Annotated in this window: 20 protein-coding genes and 1 riboswitch; of the genes, 13 read left to right on the forward strand and 7 right to left on the reverse strand. The window is 41.4% G+C overall.

Translation table 11 applies throughout. The features are described 5' to 3' along the window. Positions 1–56 precede the first annotated feature (56 nt). Both HPC41_RS04305 and HPC41_RS04310 read left to right on the forward strand, forming a co-directional pair. Positions 57–3,257 (forward strand): SusC/RagA family TonB-linked outer membrane protein, encoded by a 3,201-nt coding sequence (locus HPC41_RS04305; protein WP_216660657.1) that lies wholly within the window; start codon positions 57–59, stop codon positions 3,255–3,257. A gap of 5 nt (positions 3,258–3,262) precedes the next feature. Then, complete coding sequence (locus HPC41_RS04310) at positions 3,263–4,780, forward strand: RagB/SusD family nutrient uptake outer membrane protein (RefSeq protein WP_172392743.1); 1,518 nt, start codon at positions 3,263–3,265, stop codon at positions 4,778–4,780. A gap of 99 nt (positions 4,781–4,879) precedes the next feature. Here HPC41_RS04310 and HPC41_RS04315 read toward each other — a convergent pair whose 3' ends face one another. Further along, the gene (locus HPC41_RS04315; RefSeq protein WP_172392744.1) at positions 4,880–5,143 is read right to left on the reverse strand and encodes a 5-oxoprolinase; all 264 of its coding nucleotides are present in this window, start codon (positions 5,141–5,143) and stop codon (positions 4,880–4,882) included. A 66-nt stretch (positions 5,144–5,209) separates the two neighbouring features. Continuing rightward, positions 5,210–5,303: riboswitch (SAM-I-IV-variant riboswitch) on the reverse strand. A gap of 212 nt (positions 5,304–5,515) precedes the next feature. Here HPC41_RS04315 and HPC41_RS04320 point away from each other — a divergent pair. The 5 genes from HPC41_RS04320 (at position 5,516) to HPC41_RS04340 (ending at position 11,283) form a co-directional block, all read left to right on the forward strand. Then, a complete protein-coding gene (locus HPC41_RS04320) occupies positions 5,516–6,280 on the forward strand; it encodes a DUF3050 domain-containing protein (RefSeq protein WP_172392745.1) in 765 nt (254 codons plus the stop codon). 366 nt (positions 6,281–6,646) lie between these two features. Then, positions 6,647–7,966: a TolC family protein gene (locus HPC41_RS04325; RefSeq protein WP_172392746.1), complete on the forward strand. Its 1,320-nt coding sequence runs from the start codon at positions 6,647–6,649 to the stop codon at positions 7,964–7,966. Beyond that, on the forward strand, positions 7,966–9,024 hold the full coding sequence (locus HPC41_RS04330; protein ID WP_172392747.1) for an HlyD family secretion protein: 1,059 nt from the start codon (positions 7,966–7,968) through the stop codon (positions 9,022–9,024). The genes HPC41_RS04325 and HPC41_RS04330 overlap by 1 nt, the downstream gene beginning before the upstream one ends. A gap of 2 nt (positions 9,025–9,026) precedes the next feature. Beyond that, entirely contained in the window at positions 9,027–10,604 is a 1,578-nt protein-coding gene (locus HPC41_RS04335) for an MFS transporter (RefSeq protein ID WP_172392748.1), read from the forward strand. Positions 10,605–10,758: 154 nt separating this feature from the next. Then, positions 10,759–11,283, forward strand: coding sequence for a DinB family protein (locus HPC41_RS04340; RefSeq protein WP_172392749.1), 525 nt, complete (start codon positions 10,759–10,761; stop codon positions 11,281–11,283). Positions 11,284–11,346: 63 nt separating this feature from the next. Here the strand turns inward: HPC41_RS04340 and HPC41_RS04345 are convergent, their stop codons facing one another. Beyond that, positions 11,347–12,039 carry an HAD family hydrolase gene (locus HPC41_RS04345; RefSeq protein ID WP_172392750.1) on the reverse strand — a complete coding sequence of 231 codons (693 nt, stop codon included), beginning with the start codon at positions 12,037–12,039 and terminating at the stop codon, positions 11,347–11,349. A 295-nt stretch (positions 12,040–12,334) separates the two neighbouring features. On the opposite strand from HPC41_RS04345, the gene HPC41_RS04350 reads away from it, so the two are divergent. The 5 genes from HPC41_RS04350 to HPC41_RS04370 all read left to right on the forward strand — a co-directional run bounded on the left by HPC41_RS04350 (position 12,335) and on the right by HPC41_RS04370 (position 16,661). Then, positions 12,335–12,901: a Crp/Fnr family transcriptional regulator gene (locus HPC41_RS04350; protein ID WP_172392751.1), complete on the forward strand. Its 567-nt coding sequence runs from the start codon at positions 12,335–12,337 to the stop codon at positions 12,899–12,901. A 226-nt stretch (positions 12,902–13,127) separates the two neighbouring features. Continuing rightward, positions 13,128–14,636, forward strand: a complete 1,509-nt coding sequence (locus tag HPC41_RS04355) for a sensor histidine kinase (protein WP_172392752.1) — start codon at positions 13,128–13,130, stop codon at positions 14,634–14,636. Between the two features lie 17 nt (positions 14,637–14,653). Continuing rightward, positions 14,654–14,815, forward strand: coding sequence for a hypothetical protein (locus tag HPC41_RS04360; RefSeq protein WP_172392753.1), 162 nt, complete (start codon positions 14,654–14,656; stop codon positions 14,813–14,815). Between the two features lie 13 nt (positions 14,816–14,828). Next, the gene (locus HPC41_RS04365) at positions 14,829–15,503 is read left to right on the forward strand and encodes a LytR/AlgR family response regulator transcription factor (RefSeq protein WP_172392754.1); all 675 of its coding nucleotides are present in this window, start codon (positions 14,829–14,831) and stop codon (positions 15,501–15,503) included. 63 nt (positions 15,504–15,566) lie between these two features. After that, positions 15,567–16,661, forward strand: coding sequence for a serine hydrolase domain-containing protein (locus HPC41_RS04370; RefSeq protein WP_172392755.1), 1,095 nt, complete (start codon positions 15,567–15,569; stop codon positions 16,659–16,661). A gap of 74 nt (positions 16,662–16,735) precedes the next feature. Here the strand turns inward: HPC41_RS04370 and HPC41_RS04375 are convergent, their stop codons facing one another. Genes HPC41_RS04375 through HPC41_RS04385 form a run of 3 tightly spaced genes read right to left on the reverse strand, consistent with a single transcriptional unit; the run spans position 16,736 to position 17,982 of the window. Continuing rightward, a complete protein-coding gene (locus tag HPC41_RS04375; RefSeq protein WP_420240188.1) occupies positions 16,736–17,041 on the reverse strand; it encodes a hypothetical protein in 306 nt (101 codons plus the stop codon). Further along, complete coding sequence (locus HPC41_RS04380) at positions 16,999–17,436, reverse strand: hypothetical protein (RefSeq protein WP_172392756.1); 438 nt, start codon at positions 17,434–17,436, stop codon at positions 16,999–17,001. The genes HPC41_RS04375 and HPC41_RS04380 overlap by 43 nt, the downstream gene beginning before the upstream one ends. A 54-nt stretch (positions 17,437–17,490) precedes the next feature. Beyond that, entirely contained in the window at positions 17,491–17,982 is a 492-nt protein-coding gene (locus HPC41_RS04385) for a GNAT family N-acetyltransferase (RefSeq protein ID WP_172392757.1), read from the reverse strand. A gap of 213 nt (positions 17,983–18,195) precedes the next feature. Between HPC41_RS04385 and HPC41_RS04390 the strand changes: the two genes are divergently transcribed. Beyond that, entirely contained in the window at positions 18,196–18,645 is a 450-nt protein-coding gene (locus HPC41_RS04390) for a VOC family protein (RefSeq protein ID WP_172392975.1), read from the forward strand. A 77-nt stretch (positions 18,646–18,722) separates the two neighbouring features. On the opposite strand, the gene HPC41_RS04395 is transcribed toward HPC41_RS04390, so the two are convergent. Then, positions 18,723–19,085 carry a DUF4180 domain-containing protein gene (locus HPC41_RS04395; protein ID WP_172392758.1) on the reverse strand — a complete coding sequence of 121 codons (363 nt, stop codon included), beginning with the start codon at positions 19,083–19,085 and terminating at the stop codon, positions 18,723–18,725. Positions 19,086–19,123: 38 nt separating this feature from the next. Continuing rightward, positions 19,124–19,909, reverse strand: a complete 786-nt coding sequence (locus HPC41_RS04400) for a class I SAM-dependent methyltransferase (RefSeq protein WP_172392759.1) — start codon at positions 19,907–19,909, stop codon at positions 19,124–19,126. Between the last annotated feature and the right edge of the window lie 58 nt (positions 19,910–19,967).

Genomic DNA, 19,967 nt, shown 5'->3' on the forward strand with positions numbered 1-19,967 from the left:
GATGCTTTGTGCCAAAAATTTCAAGATAAAAGCACCTTATAAACAAAAAAGTAAATATGAAAACAGAAAAGACAAGACAATGGCCTTTGATCAAGGGCCTGTCCTTCAGTCCTGAGACCAGTATAATGGCGCTCTGTCTTTCGATTGCTGCACCCTACACGGCCTCATCAGCATCGCTAAGGACTACAGATTGTCGTTTTGTCCCAACAGAAAAGGCGACTATTGCAGTCAGGGACATTGCGACCCGTCAACAGCATACGCTAAATGGAAAAGTGTTGGACAATACGGGCCGGCCTATTCCGGGCGTGACTGTGCGGGTCAAAAATACAACGCAGGAAACACAAACGGATCAGCAGGGACAATTCGAACTCAAGCTGGGAGACGGGATTGTCGTACTGACTTTCTCTTCGCTGGGATTTGAAACTAGGGAAATGTCTGTTGCTGCCAATGAGGGAACCGTGAATGTGCAGCTGAATGACGCTTCATCGAGTTTGGAAGAGGTCGTTGTGGTCGGTTACGGTACACAAAAGAAAGTGAATCTAACCGGCGCAGTAGCTACAGTTACTGGTAGCGATATGGTAAAACGTCCAGTTGTCAATACAGCATCCATGCTACAGGGGAAAATACCCGGTGTTCAGATCAACCAAGGATCGGGTGAACCCGGCAATGAAGGCGTGTCAATCCGTATTCGTGGTAAGGGAACTTTTAGTGGCGCCGGATCGGATCCATTGGTACTTATTGACGGAGTACAGGGGAAATTCTCCGATGTCAATCCCAATGATATCGAAAATGTCAGTGTGCTGAAAGATGCAGCCTCCGCAGCGATCTATGGTTCGCGTGCAGCCAATGGTGTTATTCTGATCACGACGAAACAGGGGAAATCTGGAAAGACAACTGTTCAGTATGACGGTAATGTGGGGATCTATAAACCCACGAAAATGTTTGATCTGATCACCAATTCGGCACAGTATATGGAACTGTACAACGAAGCGCGCAAGAATTCCAATCTCAACGATGGCCTATATCCAGCTGACGTGATCGCTGCCTATCGCAATAGCAATGATCCTGTTAAATATCCAAATACGGACTGGTTGGGGCTTATTTTCCAAACTAAACCGACCTATACCCACAATCTCGGTATCCAAGGCGGAAACGAGAAGACAACCTTTAATGTTGGCTTGGGCTACGTCAATCAGGACGGAATGATCAAAGGTTTTAACTACGACCGTTATTCCGCCCGACTCAACCTGACGACCAAAATCTCGGAAGGTATTAAATTCGGAACAAATATCTTGCTCAAGACAGGACATACCGAATCTATTCCAGGGGGATCCAAAGACCTGTTCCTGTCAGCCATGTCACAGGCACCAAGCTATGGTCCATTTTTGCCGGATGGTAGCGGGCGTTATACTTACAAAGCTTACGACTGGGAATACAACAACAAAAACCCAATGGCCGTATTGGACCGGAAATTTACGTACAATACCGATGACTATGCTGCCAATCTACAGGCCTGGATGGAGGTTCAGCTGTTTAAAGGTCTTTCCTGGTATACCAAAGGTGCCTACAATTTCAATATGGACAAGTACAAGGATTATAAATCGACTTTGGATGAATATTATTACCATACGGGTACGCTGGGAACAACATTGGATCTTGGAAAGGGCCTTACGGATCAGGATCAGCAAACCATATACACCAATTTATTTACTTACCTGAACTATGATCGCGAGTTTGGCGAGCATCACCTCAAAGCTCAGGTCGGGTATAGTATTGAAAAAAGTAAGTATACCTACCTTCAGGGCTTCAGACAGAATTTTGTCGATGATACCTTAACGGAGTTAAATGCAGGTGGATCGGATATTCAACGGGCAAATGGAACAGCCAACCAATGGGCACTGATTTCCTATTTTGGCCGATTGAACTATGATTATCAGGGAAAATACCTCCTGGAAGCCAATATGCGTTACGACGGTAGTTCGAAGTTTTACGGTAAAAACCGTTGGGCAGCGTTTCCTTCTTTCTCCGCGGGCTGGCGTGTCTCTGAAGAATCTTTTGTCAAGGAATTCGGTTCCGGTTGGCTGGATAATTTGAAGATCCGTGGATCCTGGGGACAGTTGGGAAACCAGAATGTAGTTGATGTAAATGGCTACGCTTTGAATTATCCATACCAACCTGTATTGGGACTTACAGGTAATTATTCTTTTGATAACAATAGCCTGCAATCTGGAGTTGCACAGCAAAGGCTGACCAACCCATTGATCAAATGGGAAACAACGACCATGACAGATGTTGGGGTAGATTTAAGTCTGTTCAAAAATTTGGATATTACTTTCGACTGGTATAAAAAGCGAACAACAGACATTCTACGCCCGTCGCAAATTACTGCAATTGTCGGGTTGGGTGCCCCAAATATCAATGACGGTATTGTTGAAAATAAGGGTGTTGAATTGGGAATTACTTATCGCAATCAAGTTACTACAGGAGCAATGGAAGGTCTACGCTATCAGCTAGGTGCAAACCTCGATCGTTTCAAAAACAAGCTGGTGAAATTTGGTGAGCCGGAAATCGGGGGCTATACAATCAAGAAAAACGGCTATGCGATGGACAGCTTTTATACCTACGAAGTCATGGGTATATTCCAATCGGAACAAGAAGTCGCTGGTTCGCCTAAGCAGTTTAACGATAATACCCTACCTGGAGATCTCAAGTATCGGGATGTCAATGGTGATGGAAAAATAGATGCGAACGACAGAACAATTATTGCTGGTGTAGATCCAAAGCTCAACTATAGTTTTAATCTAAGCGCAAGTTTTAAAGGCTTTGACTTTTCGGCCCTATTGCAAGGGGTATATGGTGTCAAATCCTATGTTTCGGGCTGGGGTGTAACTCCATTTGTACAAGGTAGCCCACCGACAAAAGATTGGTTAGACCGTTGGACTCCTGAAAATCCTTCGACAACGATGCCTCGTATTTATTGGGGTTGGAGTGCTCCGGAGAAATTCAGCCGGGCTTCCAGCTATTTTATACAGGATGCTTCATACTTCAGACTGAAAAATCTTGTGTTAGGATATACTTTACCTGACGGGCTATTAAAAAAATATAAAATTGACCGTCTGCGGGTTTATTTTTCGGGTGATAACCTCTTTACTGCAACCAAATTTAAGGGCCTGGATCCTGAGCGCTATGGAAATGGTGATCTGGTACAGTATCCGCAAAACAAGATTTATTCATTTGGTGTACAAGTTAACTTTTAATTGCTATGAAAAAGAAATTTATAACAGCGTTGATGCTATCCGGTCTATTTTTGGGTTCTTGTAACAGTGCCCTGGACCTCAATCCTTTGGATCAGATTGCCTCGGACAACTATTTTGGCAAGAAATCGGATTTTGATAATGCCTTGGCTGGTGTATATGCATCGTTGCAGAGTGAAGCCTTCTCCTATGGGATGCCTTTTCGGGACTGTCTGACTGACAATGGCTATAATCAGTTCAACTCAGGTAGCGTCAATGAAATCGTAGGCGGGAATTTGAATCCGACCACAGGGGGCTACGAAACGGGTATCTATAACGATGCTTATGTGGGAATAGGACGTGCCAATCGCCTGATCGAGAAGCTTCAGAGCTATAATGGCTCCGATATGAACGATGCAGAGAAAAAGAACATGGAGGCCGAAGCCCGCTTTATCCGTGCTTTTGTTTATTTCCAATTGTACAGTATCTATGGTGAAGTGCCGCTTGTGCTGACTTCCCTCAGTTTGGAGAATCAACGTCAGCCAAAGGAAAGTGCGGAGAATATTCTAAAACAGATTCGGGCCGATCTGGATTTTGGCATCGCGAACTTAGCGGCTAAACCTTATTTCAATAATGGGGGGCATGCGACCGCAAGTTCAGCAAAAGCCTTGAAAGCACGAGTTTTATTGTTTGCGGCTTATGGTGACAAAGGAGTGCCCGATTTAGCAATCTTGAAAGAGGTAAAGGACTTATGCACCGATGTCATGAAAGAATATACCTTGAGTACGGCTTTTGAAAATGTCTTTCGCGATGCAACACAGAAGAACAATACCGAGATTATCTTTTCGGTCAATTTTCTGGCACCGAATAATACAGCGCCCTGGGACATGTACCTAGGGGATTGGATAGCAGCTTCGCCGTTGCAAAACCTCGTGGATACCTATGAATGCAAAGATGGTCTGCCTTTTGGCGAATCACCGTTAACTGATCGAACCAATCCGTTTAAAGATCGGGATCCGCGCTTGAGCAAAACAATTTTTGTGGACCATCCCGATTTTGGTGGTGGTAAGATCCATACACCGTCCAATCCACGGCCTACGGGGTATGGCGTATTGAAATTTCTGGATCCGGCTAACCTACCTTTTGGCTTTTCAACATTGAGCCAGCAGGACGCGGTGGTACTGCGATTTGGAGAGGTGCTGTTGATGTATGCCGAAGCACAAAATGAAATCGCCGGACCAGATCAGTCGGTCTATGATGCGATGAACACCTTACGAAACCGTGTACAGATGCCTGGAATTCCAGCCGGTTATACCAAGGAAAAAATGCGTGGACGTATCCGTCACGAAAGAAGGGTCGAACTTGCTTTCGAAGGACTACGGCATTATGACCTAATCCGTTGGCATATCGCTGGAGAGGTACTCAATAATGTCAAAGACAGTAAAGTGCCCTATCATTTTGAAGACAAATTTTACCGCTGGCCATTACCACAAACAGAAATTGAGAAGAGCGCAGGTGTGTTAATTCAGAATCCAGACTATAAATAATAAGATTATCGCCTTCTTTATATCGGCAATTTCCTAAACCAACAACAACAGCGCGCACGAAGTCCTTTCGATGCGCGCTATTTTTTGTGGTGATAACGATTACTGTAAAGGAATCAAGACGTTCTGTTCCAAACGTACAGGCACCTGCTTTACTGAGGTAAAACCATCTTCCTTGGTAATGATGTTGGAAAGATCCAGCCCTCTTTTGGAGAACGTACTGATCAAAGCAGTCCGAAAGGTTGCCTTGGCTGAACCCCAGCCTTGTCCTAAGATGGTGTCGTTGTTGAGCTGTATCAGTTCGTCCGTAGAATAATAATTGAATTTTTCCAGTAAGTGTTGGTAAAGATTTGTTGTTGTAGCCATACAATTTAAAAATTTAAAGGATTAAACCATAAATTGTATCCAGATCTTGTTGGGAAAATAAGCGTTGTGTAACGTTTATTTTGGTCGAAACCCGTATTAATTTACCACCGCGGTGTCTACACTCGGTTGGTATTGCATCATGCAATTCTGAATACTCTACAAATATAGTAGATTATTTTTTAGAATGAAAAATATTTTTTGTTTTTATCGGCAAATGAGCATTAACAAGGAGATTAGGGGGAGATCAAAAGTAGAGCTGGCTGTTGCCTGTGATTTGGTTATGAAGCGGATAGCCGGACGGGAATTTATCATGTTACTGTAATCTCATTGAAAATACTTTAAAAAACAGCAATAAGACAATACTTTTGCGGCATGAATAGAATTGCGGAAATTAATGAATACATTGCTGCCGAACGCGAGGTATTATTGCAACACCCCTTGTATCGTAAGATCAAAACGATCAAGAATCTACGTTCTTTTACAGAAGGGCATGTGTACGCTGTGTGGGATTTTATGTCTTTACTAAAAGCTCTACAGATTAAACTGACCTGTACGACATTGCCTTGGTTTGCGAGCGAGCATCCTTCGACACGCTATTTGATTAACGAGATTGTATTGGCTGAGGAATCGGACGAATACATTGATGGTCGTCGGTTGAGCCATTTTGAAATGTATCTGGACGCAATGCGTGAAATGGGAGCAGATCTGCACCTGATCAATAAGTTTATCGCCCATGCCAAGAAATCCAAAAGTATTTTCGATGCTATTGCTTTGACAACCTTGGACAAACGGGTTAAAGATTTTCTGAATTTTACATTTGAAGTGATCGAAGAGGGACAGGTACATAAGATTGCCGCAGCTTTTACATTTGGTCGTGAGGATCTGATCCCGGGCATGTTTACTTCGATTTTACAGGAATTGAAAGCCAATTTTCCCGAATCAGGTCTGGATAATTTTATCTACTATTTTCAGCGTCATATTGATCTCGATGGTGATGAACATGGTCCTTTAGCCATGCAAATGATTACCGATTTGGCCAAAGAGGATGACGAGAAATGGGAAGAAATGAAAATTGTGAGTAAAGAGGCGCTCCAAAAGCGCATTGAACTCTGGAATGCAATAGAAGATTCCCTGTAAGGAATCTTCTACTTTTTTAAGTTGCTTTTAGCCTCCAAAAGAAGCTTCATGTCGTTTTACGGACCGTTTTCTCAAAAACAGGTCATTGGAATAGGATACAAATTTATTTTTTTAACATAGTTCTGTGGATCTGGTGTCTGCTTACAGAAACCATCGGCGATCTTGTTTTTTAGCCGATTAAAAGATATGGATTTCTATGTGATAGACGTAACGATAAAGAAGTTAATTCCTGTTTTTGGCAGATTTTGTTCTTTTATTAGAAATTGATTGAAAAATGTCTTTTTTCCATAACATATTGGCATTTGTGAAGAAATGCATATTCCAATTAGTATCTAAGTTTGCTACGCAAAAAATAACATAAGCACATTGAACTTTTTTCCGTCGTATTGGGCAAAAGCAATTGGCACCATTTCAGTGCTTGCATGCTCGGTTTTAGAAACACAGGCCCAGGACTCGCTACGCATCTCACTCGCTGATCTGATCAGTAAGTCGCTGCAAAACAGTAAGTACATTGAACTATCGCATTTGCAGCTGCAAGAAAAAGCGATTGCTGTACAGCAGCAACGGATGGAATTGCTACCGAAAATCAGTGTCAGGGCTTCCGCAAGTTATGCGAGCAACATGCCGGTCTACGATCGGGGCTTATTCGCCAAACCATCACAGCATGATGTGATCCATTATTTATATGACACAGGACTTGATTTTTACCTGAATCTCTACAATGGCCATCGGGATCTGATGAAGATTGAATCGAAAAAGCTGGAACTTGAATTAGCTAACATTGACTGGAAGAGTGCCAGCGCGGCGATTAAACTGGAAATCTCCAACTTGTTTTTGGATTTGGATTTAGCCTATCGCAACAAGTTCCTCATCGAACAGGATATCAACGATCAGCGGACACAATTAAAAGAGATCGAACATCGTTATACCGCAGGGGTTGTATTGCATAGCGATGTATTGCGTATTTCACTTGAATTGTCCAAGCGCGAACTGCTTTTGGTTCAGATCGCAAATGATATCAAGGCAATTAACCAAAAATTGCAGCTTATTACAGGTATACGACAAGACATTGTTCCAATGTGTACTGCAACGGCCAGCCCCCCATTAAACTATGCGGAGCTTGTTGCTGTTGCGAAACAGCAGGCTTTTGTACTATTAAAATCGGAACAAGAAGTTGCGTTAAAAAAACTTGATATCAAACAGGCAAAGTCGAATTATCTGCCTGAGTTGGGGCTGACCAATACGTTTACTTTTGCGAATCCACAGGTGTTTTTATACCCTTATAATAGTAGTTGGTACAATCTAAATATTGTAGGGTTAAAATTAAATATCCCGATCTCGGCGCTCTATCTCAATAAAAATATCGTTCGGGGCGCCCAGGTGGCGCTAAAGCGGGAGGAGGTCAAACATCATCATGAAGAAGAAAGTGTAGAAAACGAACTGTTACAGGCTTATTTGGATTATAACCTTGCGCTGGAACAACAGGAGGTTTGTCAAAAAAATCTGGCCCTTGCTAAAGAGAATGCCCGTATAATAAAAAATAGGTATTTTAAATCTTCCGCACTTGTTACAGACCTATTGGATGCAGATATGCAATGTCTTAAGAATAACTTTGATCTGGAATCCGCCCGGATCGCAATACAGAAACACTATTATTTTATTGAATTTTTGAAGGGTACTATCTAATGAAACCTAAATCAGGCCGGTCTATGACCGATGTACAATTGACCCGAATCACCAATTGGTTTGCTGGGATTGCTTTGTTGGCACTTTTACTATGGGGCGGAAAGATACTTTGGCTTCGCATACACTATACGTATACAAATGATGCCCAAGTGACCCAATATATTAATCCCATCATCTCCCGCGTGGGCGGTTATATTGTTTCGGTCCATTATAAAGATCACCAGTCGGTCAGGCGTGGGGACACCCTGTTGCTGATTGATAACCGGGAATACAAATATGAAGCGGCTCAGGCTTCCGCTTCGATAAACAAGGAAAATGCAGAGATCAGTGTGCTGGGTAGTCAAAAAGAAATCTTGCAGGCCGAACATGAATCATTGGAAAAATCCATCGCTGCTGCTGAAGCGCGGGTGACCAAACAGCAATTGGAATACGACCGCTATAAATTTCTATTCGATGAAAAATCGGCCACAGCGCAGCAGCTGGAAGATATTAAAGCAACATTGGCGGTATACAAAAGTGAGCTTGCCTCGCTAAAATACAAGCTGGAAGCCTCACGGGATCGTGTGAATGATGTTGATGTAAAAAAAGGGGTCATCAATGCAGAGAAAGCGCGGTTGTCAGCCGCGGCAAATCGAAAGCACCTTGATGTAGGCTATACAGTCATCCGTGCACCCTATGATGGTCGGGTAGGAAAGCGTACTATTGAAAAAGGGCAGATGGTAAATCCTGGAGAGGTACTGGGATTTATTGTAAATGGGGAGACACCAATTTGGGTAACTGCCAATTTCAAGGAAACACAGCTGCGCTATCTTCATCTTGGTGGCCGGATACAAGTTGTTGCCGACGCCTACCCGGATGAAACATTTTATGGAAAAATAATTTCTATTTCCCCAGCGACGGGATCTTCTTTTTCCCTACTCCCACCGGACAATGCAACAGGAAATTTTGTGAAGATCGTACAGCGTGTACCCGTCCGTATTGAGCTGGACGAAGGTAAAGGGGCAACAAAGTTACGCTCAGGAATGAACGTCAATGTTTCAGCCATAAAGAATCAATAACCGTGAAAGGAATTTTCAAAGACTGGGTGCCCGAATGGCTAATTAAGCTGATTTTATTCAGTGGGTTGATGCCGAGCATGGTTCTGTTTTTTCTGCCGGGAGCCAATGTCAATGTCACTGCGGGGTTCTATGGTGCGCAACCCAGTGATGTGCAATTCCTCATTATTTTATTCTATGCAGGATTTGTAGGATTTTATGTGCTTGAACGTCGCTTCTTTCGATATTTTCCGGTCAAACAGTACTATATTATTTTTAACCTGCTGCAATTGCTCAATTGCTACCTGATGTATTGTATTAGGGAGATTGATTGGATATATGGTTTACGTTTTTTTCAGGGCATGCTCTTCGCATCGGCTGTCAACCTCTCCATCTCCATGATATTTTCCAGACTGAAAACGGAACGTGCAAAGGAGGTAAGCTATGCAATCTTTTTTGGCATGCTCCTTTGTAGTTCGCCTTTCAATACCTTTGTGACGGCTGAATTTATTGATTCATTCAACTTTGATGAACTTTATTTCTATGCCGCCCTTTCCTTTGTCCCCGGGCTCCTGCTGATCCTGATTACCATGAAGCCCGTTCGCCATAATAGGCCTTACCCGTTATTTTCCCTAGACTGGGCCAGTTTTATCCTCTACAGTTTTGTCGTTGTAAGTTTTGGCTATCTAATGGTGTACGGGCAGGAGCGTTATTGGTTTTCGGACAGCTCCTTGTTGAACATATTGGTCGGTGGAATTTTATTGCTGGGCCTGTTTATTATTAGGCAGAAAGCGACCAAACGTGTTTATATTGAGCTATCCATTTTTGGAAATAAAAAATTCCTGCTAGGAATTCTGGTTTTGTATATGATGTATATCGAACGATTTTCCCTGACGATCTCCAATCAATATTTTCTTCAGGTTATCCATCTGGATCCCATTCACCTGTCTTATATTCAATGGTTCAATATCCTGGGCATCGTATCTGGTGTCATGCTTTCGCTCTATTGGTTGTTAAAACGGCGCACCGTAAAATGGATCTGGGTTATTGGCTACTGTTGCCTGCTGGTTTTTCATCAATATCTATTTTTTTCATTTGAAAGTGAGGGCAATGAAGAGCATTTCTGGCTGCCGTTGGTCTTGCATGGATTGGGTGTTGGCCTGATCATGGTTCCGACAATTTTATTTGTTATCGCCAGTGTACCTCCCCAATTGGGTGCGTCGGCAGCAGCAGCTTGTCTGGCAGTACGTTACATGGGGTATACCAGCAGTATTGGATTACAGAATTTCTTTAGATTATTTGAACACGCGCAGCACCGGGAGGTCTTTCGGGATCAGCTGCAGCCAAGCAATCCGATTTTTGAAAATTATCTTCAGCTGGAGTCTCACCGGGTAATGCATCAAGGGCTGCTCGTTAAGCAGCATTCGGCGGCATTAAAACTCATCAGTGAACGCGTCAATATGCAGTCTTTTGTCCGGTATAGTATGGACTACTACGAACTGATGTCGATCGTCAGTATCAGTATTTTACTGCTGATATTGATTTCTCCTTCCTTGAAAAGTATGTACAAGAAGCTTAAAAATAATCAGATATCACCTGTGTAATCGTCTTCGGTTTTACAGTCTATCAATATCCCAAATGGCTGCTGTACGTTTCAGTTCGTGCTTCATATTCTTGCCATACGGCAAGCGTATCATGCGCTAAATCAGCTAACTTTGGTAAATAACCAGGTGCCTAGCACCTATAGATCAATGAGCAATGGATAAACCAAAATCAGCAAAATTAGAAGTCATTATTCCTGCGTATCGGATGCATAGTCAAAATTTTATCAATGTTCTGGATGGTATTTCCGAGGAACATGCACGTCAACGTATCAACGGGCAGACCAACCACATGGTATGGATGGCTGGTAACTTTGTCAACGTACGTTATGGAATCGCATACATTTTGGGCCTTCAGGAGGAAGATCCCTATCATGACTTATTTTTTATGGGTAAAACATTGGATGAACAGTTTAACTACCCAAGTTTAAAAGAACTAAAAGATAGTTTCTATGCCATTTCCCCAAAAGTCTATCAGCGTCTGCTGGAAGTAGACGATGCGCAATTGGCGGAGATTTTCAAAATTGATATGAATATTCCCTTTGTCGAGGAGAACAAACTCAATTTTATAGGCATGTGCATTGGACGGCAGGATTATCTCTGCGGTCAGATGGCATTGATGCGGCGTATACTCAATTATCCGAGTATGAAATACGATGTGGACGAGCAGATGACCTATTAAGAGTCAAACAGCATAAGCTAGCGTTTTGTAAACAATGTGCTGGCTTATGCTGTTCAAATGTCCTTAGCCCAAATGGGTCAGGATCTCATCGACTTGCTGAAGGGCGATAAAGCGTTCGTGTTCTAAATTAACCTCATGCTGTTCATGTGTCCAGGTCACATGATAGGGGATATGAACACCAAAGCCGCCAAGTTCGAGGACAGGTAGAATATCGGATTTGAGGGAATTGCCCAGCATCATAAAATGCTCGGGTGTACAATCCAGATGCTTCAGTAATTTACGATAGTCTTTTTCTTTTTTGTCGCTCATGATTTCGATGTGATGAAAGTAGTCCTCCAGTCCCGAATTTTTTAATTTCCGTTCCTGATCCAACAGATCACCCTTGGTTGCCACGACCAGTCTGTAATTGTCCTTTAGGTGTTCTAGGGTTTCGATCACTCCGGGAAGCAATTCGATGGGTTTCTGCAAGAGCTCATGTCCGATCGCTATTATTTGATTGATAACCTGAACGGAGACTGTATTTTCGGAGATTCGATTGGCAGTCTCAATCATACATAGCATAAAACCCTTGATCCCATAACCATACAGGTGCAGATTCTGCATTTCGGTAGCGAAGAGCTCCTGCGAGATGGTATGCTGTGGAAGGTAGTTTTCCAAAAGCATGCAAAATTGTCTTTCTGCTTCCTGAAAATAGGATTCATTGGCCCAGAGGGTATCGTCGGCATCAAAAGCGATGGTTGTTATCTTATTTTTCATTTGTATCATTCGTTTTTTATCAATTATTTTCAATGGTATTCACGAACTCAATCGTTCGGTTCACACTAGCTTGCGGGTATAGTATTCATGAGTTCACCTGAATGTTTGGATTGAATAGGTATTCATTCGTAATTTGTGTTCTTGAGCGCGCTGCGCTGGGTTCTTCATATTTTACGATACCCGCTCACATAGAAGACTCATCTTGAATGCTTGTTTTAGCCATACTTTTGTATTTTTATGAAGCTAATTTCTCAAAAGGAAATCATTATTAAATGGACATTTGTCCCGGATCATTATGTTAAGAACAAATCAATTATTTTTGGATCGTACGATAACACTTTATGCTCAACAGCAGCGTCAGGAGGATATCGTGGTCAGAAGGTATACCAAGGGGCAAAACTTATATGATCAGGGGACAGTATCCACCAAGGTCATGGTTATCAGTGAAGGGTTAGTCAAGTGTTATTTTACCGAGGCCAATGACAAGGAGTATATCGTGGAATTTCTTTCGGTGGGGGAAATTGTCGGGGACATCGAAAGCATTCGTCATATTCCCAATCTGTGTAGTATACAGGCCATGACCGATGTGACGGTATATGCATTTTCCAAAGTGTATTTTAGGGAGCTATTGGAAGGAGATATCACATGGAGCAATATGTTGCTGGATGTGATGGCACAACGTATTGTGCATACCTCGAGCCGGGCATCTTACCAGCAGTTATACAGTCTGGAACATAGTTTACACCGTTTATTGGAAATCCAATCCCAGCAGGATATTGCGATCAAGAAAGGGGATATGGCTGCTTATCTCGGTATTTCGGTCAGAAGCCTCAATCGGGAGCTTAAGAAACTCCTAGAATAATTACCCATCCCATTTTTTAGGGCATTCGTCACATTTTTTCTATTTATCTTTTCATTTCTATTAGCATTGTATCATCAAAACCAATCGTAGATGAAATATCCATGTTGGAAAGACACAAACAATGTGAAGAAAAACTGGATATTCCATTTTGATCATTTAACAACAAAATTGCGAAGCATTCGTGAATACCATTGAATGCAAACACAAATGAATAATTGTTTACATTATGAAACTAAAAGATTTTAGAAAAGTAGAATTCTGGTTAGCAACGCTGCTTTTTATACTATTCAGCTATAACCTTGTATCGGACACCAACCAACGGAATGATGGTGGTATCCATGAACAATTCATTGCCGTAGGCATAAGTTATTCCTATTTCTTTAACTTTTTTGTACCCAAGTTCCTTTATATTTTGGCATTCTATCTAAGTTTTTTGGCACTAAATTTTATGCTGATCCCCACAATTATCGATAAGAAAAGCGAAGCATTAAATTACTCCCTGATCGTTCTTCTGATAGTTGTCGTTAGCCTTGTTCTAGGTATTTCAAAGACATACAGTCATACCTATGAATTGCTGGGATATAAGACTATTCAACAGGGATATAATCGACTATTTTTTGATGCATTTAATAAGACGGCATTAATGGTCATTCTTATTTCAGTTTATACCTGTGGCAAGTATTTTATTGCCTATCTGCTCAAAAATATGGACGGAAATACCACTGTGCAAAGGCAGATGAAGACGGATCTGGCTTTCGGGATAGGTTTTTGGTTCGTCGGATTATTTTTATGGATTACATCCAGATCAAATTTTCAGTTTGCGATCCTCTGGACCATGGTGGTGCTCTCTGCGGTCGGTATTGTAATTTATTCGCTTTACTACCTATTGCCTGAGCTGTACAGGCAACAAAAGAAATTTGTTAGCTATTTTTGGAACATCTTTGTGATTAGTTTGGTCCTCATGTTACCCTTATGTATTTTGGCACTGTTCTTCTTTAATCGGACTTCGGAAGTAATTTTTATTGTAGCGTTGTTTCATCTACCTACACAGCTATTGGTCAGTATTCCGCTTTCATGGTGTTTGTATAAAAAACGTGTTTTACAAAATTCTGAGTTGACCTCTCTACGTACCGAACTGGGTAAATCAGATGCTAATCTTAACTTCTTAAAGTCACAGATCAATCCGCATTTCCTGTTTAATGCGTTAAATACATTATATGGTACCGCTTTACAGGAAAAAGCCGAGCGGACAGGAGCGGGGATCCAACAGCTGGGTGACATGATGCGGTTTATGCTCCATGAGAATACACAGGATAAAATTTCGCTGATCCGAGAGGTCGAATACCTGAATAATTATATTGCATTGCAAACTCTCCGGACTTCACAGTCCGCCGGAATCAAGATCGAAACCTTGATTGAAGAGCAGTTTGAAAATTACCAGATTACACCGATGCTGCTTATTCCTTTTGTTGAGAATGCATTCAAACATGGTATTAGTTTACAGAAGCCCTCGTATATCAAAATATCCCTGCAGGTCAGGGGTAATGTGCTATTCTTTGATGTCAGTAACAGTATCAATCTCAAAAATGACAATGATCCTGAAAAGTTAAAAAGTGGCGTGGGGCTTGACAATGTACGGAAACGGCTGTTGCTGTTGTATAAGAACAGGCATGAGTTGATCATTCGTGAAAATGCGCAGGAATTTTTTGTTCACTTGACCTTACATATTGACTAGGTAAAAATAGGAAACAGATGGATCCTTTTTGGAAGGATCTGCTACGAAATGCCAAGGACAAAGCGGAATATTACCCACAATATTTTATATTTGATAAAACAGGGAAATTGATCGTTGAAAAAGCGCTTCGGCCAAGTCATGGACAGCAGCGCTTTACGAGCAGCTTGACAAGATTTTAAACCAATAATTTGTATGATAGCCATAGCGATAGATGATGAGCCGCTGGCGTTGGAGGTCATTAGCCACCACACCTCAAAAGTTCCTTTTATTGAATTGAGAGAAACATTCACAGATGCTTTTATGGCGATCAGTTATTTACAGCGGCAACATGTTGATCTGATTTTCCTGGATATTAAGATGCCTGATATTTCTGGTATCGAATTTCTGAAAAGCCTGAGTACGGTTCCCATGATTATTTTTACAACCGCTTATTCCGAACATGCTCTGCAGAGCTTTGAACTGGATGCGATTGATTATCTGTTAAAGCCTTTTTCTATGGCTCGATTTTTAAAGGCCTGCAACAAAGCACACGAACTGTACCATCTGCGATCGACAAAGGCTGAAACCAACAAGGGCTATTTTTTTGTAAAAGATGGCTATGAGCATGTAAAGGTGGAATTTGGAGATATATACTATATTGAAGCGTCTGGCAACTATACACAAATACACCTATCGGATAAACTGATTAGTTCAAGGATCACCATCAATGAGCTCAGTGAATTGCTGCCAAAGTCTGATTTTGTGCGTTGCCACAGAGCGTTTATCGTTGCTAAAAGCAAGATGACAAAATTTGATCGGGTCCAGATCTGGGTAGCCGACAGAATAATACCTATTGGTACTACATATACAGATCTTAAATTGTATTAATACACGAAAATAAAAGCAATGCAACACGATAGCGTCAGATACCTAAAACTCGTTTTACTTTTTATGTGCGTAACAAGCTATGCGATGGGACAAAATATCGAAAAATCTGTATTGGATAAAATGCTTTCCAACTATTATTCGAATGGAAATGAACCTGGGATAGTAGTTGCGATTAGCCAGCATGGACAGATCCGTTACCACTATGCAGTTGGAATAGCGGATCAAAAAACGAAACAAAAGATCACAGAAAAGACCCATTTTCGAATGGCTTCGGTCAGTAAGCAGGTGACAGCGCAAGCTATTTGCAGTTTATTTGCTCAGGGAAAGCTAAAACCAACGGATCAACTGGGACTGTTCTTTGACAATTTGCCCTTAGCCTTGAAGGGTGTTACCGTCGCTCAATTACTTCAACACCGTTCGGGAATAATGGATTATGAGGCATTGATACCAAGTGATCGAACAGCGCAGGTTTCGGATAGAGATGTGCTTGATTATATCCGGCAGACCGATACGGTTTATTTTCCATCTGGGAGTCAATTCAGGTATAGCAATACGGGCTATTGCCTGTTAGCTTTGATTGTGGAACAGGTGGCAAAGGAGTCTTTTGCGGGATTTGTAAAAAAGCATTTGTTTCTGCCGAATGGTATCCGTGATGGAATTGTCTATTCAATGGATTCAGATATCCTCAATCGGGCATTCGGTTATCATCCTAAGGAGGATACCTTTGTGTTTGCTGATCAGAGTGTGACCAGTGCAACTCAAGGTGATGGCGGTGTGTACCTATCGGCTTTGGAGTACCATCAATGGGCTAATTTTTTGCTTCATAAGCGTTTTTCCGAAGCCCTTGTACAAGGTTTTCTGGGAAAAGAAAGTATTCCGGTAAAAGATGGTGTTTCCTACAATTTAGGTTGGTTTATCTATCCTTTGGAGGGAAATAGGCTGTTCTTCCATTCGGGAGAATCAACGGGTTTCCATAATATTGTTTATTTAGATCAGCAGAAAGACCTTATTATCACTTTATTTAGCAATCGTGATGACCTTCTGATTGGAGACGCATTTGACGCGCTGCTTGCTATACTTAAACTGCCTAAGCCCATGGGGCCAAGTGCCCAAAACAAATCTGTTTTTGGCTGGCTGAATGCCATATATGCGAATTAGTATATCTGCGAATTGAAAATAAAATCGCCTATGTCTTTAGAAAAGACATAGGCGATTTGGCGTGTGGATTAGAATTAACCCTTAATTCCTTTTAACCAATCTTTGAATTTACCGAACTGCTCAGCCAGAAACGATTCATGATCTTCACTTTCCTCCTCTCCTCCGGGAAGAATATGTTCAAAATAGGAGCCTTTCAGGATTTTACGTAATAATCCTTCGCCTATGAACGGCTTATCATCATTGAGCGTCCGTGCGGCTTTCAATAAATGACGGAAATCGTATTGTAGCGGGTTGATATCGGGCACTGGCTTGTTGAGATTCAAGAGCTCGTACACAGCTATACGTGCAGTTCTGACCGAACTTTCCATCGTAAATACCACATCGTTATTGGTTTCGACGAACTGGCCAACAGTCCCAGTTTTTCGATGAAAAATGGGTTGGCAATGTTTTTAAGTAAAAACAACTTGTCAAAGAAAAGTAGTTTCATTCTGAAATCCTTGCTTACCGCTGTAAATTTGATGATGGTGGAAGGAGCCGAAACAAGTAAGCTATGCTGTGAAAGTGTATATTCTTGATTATCAATTTCCGCTATAATTGTTCCGGCCCTGCAAATGCAAATGGCATAAAAATCCATACGGAATGAATTTCTGGGGTACTCGAAAAGGGGATTGCCGGATGAGATGTAATATGGGCGATTGCAATCTACACCAAAGAAAGATAAAGTGTCTTGTAGGCTGTTGTGTGTATTTGGATTGCTTTTGATACTAAACTTCATCGTGGGGTATTGTCATGTGCAATTGACCTTATTCTCTCGGTTGGATAAAATAGGTTATGTTCGTTTTAAGATTAGTTTTTCTGTTGAAATATCGTCCTCTACACCAATGAAGAAGCTTTGAAATCCAAATTTTGTCAGTAATTGCTTTGACGCAATATTAGCTGGATCTATAATACCTACAACATTTTTGTTGGCATCGATATCTTGAGCCATGGCCAGCAGAGATTCGCAGATTTTGGTGCCTAGACCTTTACGCCAAAACTCCTTTTTAAGCAAATAACCAATTTCAAATACGGTGGGATCTTTTCTATAGTTGACCAATTTGCAGTCTCCTAAAAATAACTGGCTAGCCGAATCGATGACCTTAAAATAACCTAATAATGGATCTGCATTGATATCGAGAATGGAGGTGAATTTTTTTTTGGCCTGTTCGGGTGTTAATCCCTTGCCTGAAATATATTTCATGATCACATCGTCTTTGACAAGTTCTTTAAACAGCGTGAAATCTTCAGGCATATATTTTTTAAATTCTAGCGTGTTGTGCATGGCAAAAGTGTCTTCTACACAAGATAAGGTTGTTTTTTTATTAAATCAAACTGTTTGGATTCACATCATCATTTTTCTGTCTTATTTGTGATTTTGCCAATTGTGAGATCGGAATTTAACTTAAATTGTCATGGAGGAATAAATACATTGGTTTATGCCAACAAAAGTTTGGAATAATGTATGGAAACTGGATCACATTTAACTATTGAAACAATGAAGATAGCAGGATTATATGAAACGCATATCCAGGTACGTAATCTGGAGGAGTCTGTCAATTTTTATACGAAGGTGCTTGGTCTGCGGATGGCCCATCGCGATCCAAACCGGCCTATTGTCTTTTTGTGGGTCGGGACGGATAAAGAATATATGTTGGGACTTTGGGAGGAGGATGCAAATTTTCAGCCACGGCATTTTGCTTTTAGAACAAGTAAAGAGGATATTTTAAATTATGCTATTGACTATCTCAAGGAGCGGGATTTACAGCCTTATAATTTTCTGAAGGACGGTCTAGAAAAGCCAATGGTATTCGCTTGGATGCCTGCATTAGCAATTTATTTTAACGATCCCGACGGAAACCAGTTGGAATTTATTGCCTTATTGGAAGGCGAGGGGAGGTCAGAATTGGGGGTAATGTCCTATGAAGATTGGTTGCAGCAGTCATAAAAAGTAAGCGGCTATTTACTAGACGCTTACTTTCTATTGAACCTCTAAGTGCTGTCTTGAATGGATCAAGCTGCGCATTAACCTTTTGATAATCTGGTAATGGCTTCTTCCCGTGAGGGAACAAAGCTGATCTTACGACCCTTATTACTTTCATAAATGAAATCATTTAAACTCTTGCTGTTATAGCTGGAAAAATTACCAACAATAGCAATCTCAAAATCGTACTGGATATACTTTTGAAGGATATCCCCAGCCAGCCTAGTTTTGAGTTCGAAAAAATCAGCTGAAATATTTTCTTGGTATAAGATCGCTTTGTATGCTTCTTGTGCGCTGCAGTCTACCATGATCTGTAGACCATCATCGAGATTGTTGATGAGTATGCCCGCGTCCTTGACTTCAGCGATATTTTGGCCGTTTACTTGAAAAACGTCGATTTGCATAGTTGTATTATTTCGTATTAGTGATCACCATATCCGGCCTATACTTTGCCTCTTACATCATTCATCTTGAGCGTCATAGACAAGGCTTCTGTTTCGATCCAGCTATTGTATTCTTCGATTGCTTTTAGACGCAGTTCATCTGTAAGATATCCTTCTATCACCATTTGTCGAGACTGGGCGACCTTGATCCAAATCCCTAGATTGGTTTGAAAGTGGTCCTCGCCCCTTGTATAGGTCTGATCAGCATTGATGGTCTCAATCGCTGTAAATCCCTGTTGCTCGAGCATGGCTGAGATTTCATCTGCCACACGATTGTTCATACCCGCGTCGGCACGCCATTTCAGAAAAGTTTGATAAAATTCCAGCATACTGGATGGAGGTGCGGGATTCCATTCGATCGCAGTATGGTTATAATCCAAAATCGAAAGTTGTCCCCCTGGTTTTAACCAGGATCTGAAACGTTTTAATGCTTCAGGAATATCACTTAACCATTGCACTGTTCTTGCTGTCATAATTAGGTCAAACTGATGCGGTGGTTCATAGCTGAATATATTTTCGCAAACGAGGCTGAGATTAGCAGTATCAGCATAGTGTTGACTCCCACTATCGATAAAAGATTGGGTGTTGTCTAAACCAATGGCCGTCCCCTCTTTAATAAGTGACGCTGCTTCATTTGTGAGTGTTCCTGTACCGCAGCCTACATCTAGAATATTCAATCCTGGTTTTAACAAAGGAAGGATAGTTCTGTAGTCATTTCCGAGTGTTCGTCTCTCAAATATTTTATTTGCCTGTTGATCTTTTCTGTCAATAAGTTTCTCTTTCATTTGATTGGTTTGGTATATCGTAAATATAGTTTTCTTTGGTGATAAAAAGAATTTATTC

This window comes from Sphingobacterium prati (assembly GCF_013167215.1).
Lineage (GTDB): Bacteria > Bacteroidota > Bacteroidia > Sphingobacteriales > Sphingobacteriaceae > Sphingobacterium > Sphingobacterium prati.